Origin of the sequence: Candidatus Pelagibacter communis, assembly GCF_001179965.1 — a bacterium.
In the GTDB taxonomy this organism is placed as follows: Bacteria; Pseudomonadota; Alphaproteobacteria; order Pelagibacterales; family Pelagibacteraceae; genus Pelagibacter.
The window spans coordinates 1-2,630 of record NZ_CVSH01000037.1 but is presented as its reverse complement, the minus strand read 5'-3'; the positions used below and the strand labels follow the sequence as shown (position 1 = coordinate 2,630).

General features: G+C 26.7%; 3 protein-coding genes. 2 read left to right on the top strand and 1 reads right to left on the bottom strand.

The features are described from left to right. Positions 1-277: hypothetical protein (locus AMN73_RS04425; RefSeq protein WP_179850068.1), on the top strand; the 277-nt coding region annotated here is incomplete at its 5' end. On the opposite strand, the gene fumC is transcribed toward AMN73_RS04425, so the two are convergent. Continuing rightward, the gene (fumC, locus tag AMN73_RS01465) at positions 262-1,653 is read right to left on the bottom strand and encodes a class II fumarate hydratase (protein ID WP_075534528.1); all 1,392 of its coding nucleotides are present in this window, start codon (positions 1,651-1,653) and stop codon (positions 262-264) included. The genes AMN73_RS04425 and fumC overlap by 16 nt on opposite strands. Before the next feature lie 68 nt (positions 1,654-1,721). On the opposite strand from fumC, the gene AMN73_RS01460 reads away from it, so the two are divergent. Continuing rightward, positions 1,722-2,093 (top strand): pyrophosphohydrolase domain-containing protein, encoded by a 372-nt coding sequence (locus AMN73_RS01460; protein WP_075534527.1) that lies wholly within the window; start codon positions 1,722-1,724, stop codon positions 2,091-2,093. The last annotated feature ends 537 nt before the right edge of the window (positions 2,094-2,630 follow it).

Here is a 2,630-nt window from a genome sequence, read left to right as displayed (position 1 = left end):
AAAAAATTTAGATAATTTTTATAAAAAATTTTTAATACCAAAAAATAAACGAAAAAATTTTAAAAAATTAGAATTTATTTTTGAATTTGATACTGTCAATACAAACTTTAAAGTAAATAAAATAAATTTTTATAATTTAAAAAATAAAATAGTTAATTCAGAAAAAATTGATGATTTAGTAGATAATTATGCAGACAAAAGATTTGAATATTTAAATTCAATAAGTTTTAAAAATTTTTTGAAAGAAATTTTTTATACTTACTATGAATTGGGATAGATCATTTTTTTTGGATCGACAATTTTATCGTATTCTTTCTCATCTATTAATCCTGATTTAAGAGCCTCTATTTTTAGAGTAGTTTTATTTTTAAGAGCTTTTTTTGCTATCTTAGCAGCATTATCATAACCTATTTTTGGTGCTAAGGCTGTAACTAGCATTAAAGAATTATCGAGATATTTTTTAATTGTAATTTTGTCAGCCTCTATATCTTTTATGCAATATAATCCAAAATTTTTAGAGCTGTCGGATAACAAATCGATTGATTGTAATATATTGTGCGCAATTAATGGCTTAAAAACATTTAATTCAAAGTGGCCATGTGAGCCAGCCATTGTTATACCATTATGATTTCCAATAACTTTTACACAAACCATTGTAACTGCTTCTGATTGAGTTGGATTGACTTTGCCTGGCATGATTGAAGAGCCTGGCTCATTTGAAGGTAAAATCAACTCACCATATCCTGCTCTAGGACCTGAACCTAAAAATCTAATATCATTAGCAATTTTCATTAAGCAAACAGCAGTTGTATTTAATGTTCCTGAGAAATTGACTATTTCATCATGAGCAGCCAGTGCCGCAAATTTATTTTTTGTCGGTTTGAAAGGAAGTTTAGTTATTTTTTTTATTTCATTAATAATTTTTTTATCGAAACCTTTTTTAGTATTAATTCCTGTGCCAACAGCTGTTCCACCTTGAGCTAGATAAAAAATTTCACCTAAAGCATTTTTAATTCGAGATATACAATTTTCTAATTGTGATTGGTATCCTGAAAACTCTTGACCCAAAGATAAAGGAGTAGCATCTTGTAGATGCGTTCTTCCAACTTTAACTATACTCTTGAATTTTTTGACTTTTTTTTTAAGTTCTAAATTTAATAATTCAAGTGATGGTAAAAGTTTATTTTTAGTCTCAATTGCTATAGCTATATGCATTGCAGTAGGAAAAACGTCATTAGTCGATTGTGATTTATTAACGTGGTCATTAGGATGAATAGGATTTTTAGAACCTTTCTTTCCACCTAAAATTTCAATTGCTCTATTAGCAATAACTTCATTAACATTCATATTTGTCTGTGTGCCTGACCCAGTTTGCCAAACTTTAAGTGGGAAGTGATCATCAAGTTTTCCAGAAATTACTTCATCAGAAGCCTTTATAATTGCTCTAGAAATGGTCGAAGATATTTGCTTTTCTCTATTATGAACAATTGCAGCTGCTTTTTTAATTATTGAAATAGATTTTATCAGAATCGGTCTTACTAAAAATTCACCGATATCAAAGTATTTTTTTGATCGCTGAGTTGAAGCACCCCAATACTTATCAACAGGTACATTTATTTGCCCAATACTGTCAAATTCTTTTCTGAATTTCATAATATTACTTTTGGCTTAAAGTACTATTTCTTATACATTATGTTTATCAATAATCAAATAGGAGCATTATGACAAACTTTGAAAAAGTGGGAAAATTTATGAAAACTTTTGGTCAGGAGGTTAAGTCAAGATCTTCATTAAGCTCAGAAAAAATTAATAGTTTAAGAGTTAGCCTCATTGAAGAAGAATTAGAAGAGCTAAAGCAGGCTATAAGCGAAAAAAATTTATTGGAGGTTGCAGATGCGCTTACAGATTTGCTTTATGTAACCTATGGAGCCGGACATGCTTTTGGAATTAATTTAGACAAATGTTTTGATGAGGTTCAAAAATCAAACATGAGTAAACTGGGTTTAGACGGTAAACCAATTTATAGTGATAAAGGAAAGGTACTAAAAGGACCAAAATACTTTAAACCAAACTTGTCCAATTTCTTAGTTTAATTTAAAAAAAATTTTGAAATTTATGTCAAAAATACAAAAAAAAATATCAACATTTTTAATTGTAATTCTCATTTTGCTAATTTGTAAAAATACTAATTTTTTTAAAAATCTGTATGATATAAATTCAAAAAATCATAATAGTAGACAACAAAAAGTTTATGATTTTTGCGAGCTTTTTGGAACAGGGTACATATTTTATATTAAAAACAAGTTTAACTTAAACACCCCACCCAAGATTAAAAATTTTAAAAGGTCACCACAACAATATTGGATTTTTAGTAAAAATTATAAAAAAAATTGATGATGATAAATTAATTATCTTGAATAAAACAAAAAATACAAAATTAAAAAACAATGATTTTAAAATTTTAGATAATTATAGGGACAGATGTTTTTACATGGTTAAAAAATGACAGAACTAATTAATATTTTATCATACACGATTCTTTTGTCTGTATTATTGTTTATACCTTTTTTTAAAAAAAAGTTTTTAGTAACAAAAAAAATATCATTAGATGAGTATGATTTACCTGTATT

What these genes read in the sequence shown, in the direction of transcription:
- fumC (WP_075534528.1), bottom strand. Translation starts at nt 1,653, where the DNA reads ATGAAATTCAGAAAAGAATTTGACAGTATTGGGCAAATAAATGTACCT.
- AMN73_RS01460 (WP_075534527.1), top strand. Translation starts at nt 1,722, where the DNA reads ATGACAAACTTTGAAAAAGTGGGAAAATTTATGAAAACTTTTGGTCAG.